Source organism: Microcoleus sp. (assembly GCF_049646505.1).
Lineage (GTDB): Bacteria > Cyanobacteriota > Cyanobacteriia > Cyanobacteriales > Microcoleaceae > Microcoleus.
The window spans coordinates 1-2,377 of the sequence record NZ_JBARVX010000040.1; the positions used below are offsets into that span (position 1 = coordinate 1).

General features: G+C 40.7%; 6 protein-coding genes and 1 pseudogene. All 7 read left to right on the top strand.

The genetic code is table 11. The features are described from left to right. Positions 1-573 (top strand): annotated as a pseudogene (locus WBA89_RS02415) (PBS lyase); the annotation flags it as partial. 117 nt (positions 574-690) lie between these two features. Further along, on the top strand, positions 691-927 hold the full coding sequence (gene vap15 / locus WBA89_RS02420) for a type II toxin-antitoxin system VapB15 family antitoxin (protein ID WP_424403744.1): 237 nt from the start codon (positions 691-693) through the stop codon (positions 925-927). Continuing rightward, positions 905-1,324, top strand: coding sequence for a putative toxin-antitoxin system toxin component, PIN family (locus WBA89_RS02425; RefSeq protein ID WP_424403746.1), 420 nt, complete (start codon positions 905-907; stop codon positions 1,322-1,324). The genes vap15 and WBA89_RS02425 overlap by 23 nt, the downstream gene beginning before the upstream one ends. 56 nt (positions 1,325-1,380) lie before the next feature. Next, positions 1,381-1,614 carry a hypothetical protein gene (locus tag WBA89_RS02430; protein ID WP_424403748.1) on the top strand — a complete coding sequence of 78 codons (234 nt, stop codon included), beginning with the start codon at positions 1,381-1,383 and terminating at the stop codon, positions 1,612-1,614. A 5-nt stretch (positions 1,615-1,619) separates the two neighbouring features. Further along, entirely contained in the window at positions 1,620-1,832 is a 213-nt protein-coding gene (locus tag WBA89_RS02435; RefSeq protein WP_424403750.1) for a hypothetical protein, read from the top strand. A gap of 154 nt (positions 1,833-1,986) precedes the next feature. Beyond that, entirely contained in the window at positions 1,987-2,196 is a 210-nt protein-coding gene (locus tag WBA89_RS02440; protein ID WP_194069246.1) for a hypothetical protein, read from the top strand. Continuing rightward, positions 2,193-2,377, top strand: a 185-nt coding sequence (locus WBA89_RS02445; RefSeq protein WP_424403752.1) for a type II toxin-antitoxin system RelE family toxin, incomplete at its 3' end; no start/stop codon positions are given. The genes WBA89_RS02440 and WBA89_RS02445, both read left to right, overlap by 4 nt.

Below are 2,377 nucleotides of genomic sequence, written 5' to 3' on the forward strand. Positions count from 1 at the left end.
ATCTGGAACTGCGCCCAAAATCTGCCTTACCCAACTTTCTATCAAGCATGGCACCATCAACTCACCACACCCCATCCAGAAGTCCCAGAAACAACAGGAGTCGGTTCTACCCCCTTCACCCAAAGCCTCAATTTAGCAGATTTACCCAACATCCTTGATACCAGACTTGCAGACACACAATTAATCGAATCCGTACAGCTAATTTGCATCGACACCAGCAAATTCATCGACTCCGATAACCCCGCCCTCGAAATCTACGAACAATTCCTCGACCAAAACTGTCCCCAACGCCCCAACGGCGAACCCGAAACCCTCCCCCAACTCAAATCCTACTGGAATCAACTCCGCCGCGACAGCGACAAACACCCCATCCTCATCTTCTACCAAGACCCCACATCCGCCGCCGCCCAAGCTTTTAGCCCTACTTTCCTCGATGCCCTTACCCGCTTTGACGGTACAATCTGTCTCATCACCGACACGCCTCACCCACCCCTGCAAACCTTCTCGCCCCATGACCCCGATTTACTTCAAACTGTCGTAAACTGGCTCAAAAGAGTTCATTTTGAGTCTTAAAGAAACCGGGTTTTTGGCTACTTCTACGAGGCGCAGCGAAGTATTATTGAAAAAACCCGGTTTCTGGCCACCCGTGATTTGAGATAAAATATCGACAAGCCCTAAACATAACGAACAATGACTCTAGCTAACTATCAACTTTCCCTAAACTTTGAACAAATTGTAGCCCTAGTCAAACAACTGCCCTATCCAGAAAAATTGCAGTTAAGTCAAGAGCTTGAAAAAGAAGTATTAAACAGTAAATTAACAGTTCTTTTGGAGTCATTGAGAACCGAGGAACTTTCTTTAGAAACTATCGCCCAAGAAGTAGAAGCAGTCCGAAGCGAAATTCATGCCCGAAAAACAAACCATTAAAGTAATTATAGACACTAATCTCTGGATTAGCTTCTTGATTGGCAAAGAATTAGCTAATCTCAAACAGTTAATAGTGGAGGGAGTTATCCAAGTTGTCTTGTGCGAACAAATTATCGAAGAAATCAATTTAGTAACTCAAAGACCAAAACTCCAAAAATATTTTCCGGTCACGAAAGTTCAAGAATTGCTTGAATTGTTGAGAATTATTGGTTTATGGATAGAAGTAACCTCGGAGGTTTCTATTTGTAGAGACGCTAAGGATAATTATTTATTGGCTTTAGCGAAGGATAGTCAAGCTGATTTTTTGATTACAGGAGATGCGGATTTATTGACTTTGGTCAATTTTGAGGGGACGAAAATTTCAACGTATAAAGATTTTTCAGGTAAAATAAATTAATCAAAAAAGCCCCTTGTTATAGCGCAAAGATTTAAACTATTAGGAGTAAAACTCGATTGAACTTTGAGATTTTAGGAGGAATTCGCGACACTGAAACCATTGCCATTGGTAACTCAATTCGAGAACTGAAACGACTACAAAAAGCTTACGGTTCTGGACGCTGGCGCAAGCTGAAAGGACTCACTACCATTCAACTTGAAGATGGGACAATATGCGAGGCCGAAATTCACTGGTACGAAGCGCATGGAATCGGCAAAAAAGAGATTAAGCTCAAATATATTTTGGAGTAAAAGTTATGGAATTTGTGGTTTGCATCAATAACCAAGACTATTCAGCTTCTTTAGAAGTCCGCAAAATTTATCAGGTTTTGCCAGACACTCAAGCCAACGCCCATCAAATGATTCGCGTCATTGATGAATCGGGAGAAGATTACTTATACCCAAGTCGTTATTTTATGCCAATTGAACTCTCAGAACCCGTCAAACAAGCTCTTGTTGCTTCACACTAACCAAAGAAACCGGGTTTTTCGCAGTTTCTGGGACGTGTGGCGAAGTATTCTCGAAAAAACCCGGTTTCTGGCCACCCGCGAACTGAAATTGGCTAGATTTACCCGGTTTTGTGATATAATTAAGACCTTAAAAAAAATAGCACAAAAAAAAGTTATGTCTGAAATTACTCTAGACGAAACCAAGCTGAAAGAATTGCTCAAGGCAGCTATTTTTGAGTTATTAAAAGAACAAAAAGAAGTATTTTCGGAAATTTTAACTGAAGCCCTAGAAGATATAGGCATGGAAAATGCTATCAAAGAAGGCGAAAATACTGAAACAGTCAGCCGCGACCAAATCTTCAAAATTTTGAAGGGACAACCATGATTGTTGAGTTTAGAAAAAGCTTTGAAAAGGATTTACTGAAGATTCTTGATGCCGACTTGTTTGAAAGAATTCAGGAAGCGATAGAAGATGTTGAGAATGCAGAAAAATTAAATGAAGTTAGCAATCTTAAAAAACTCAAAGGCGATGGAGACTACTATCGCATTAGACCGGGAGATTACCG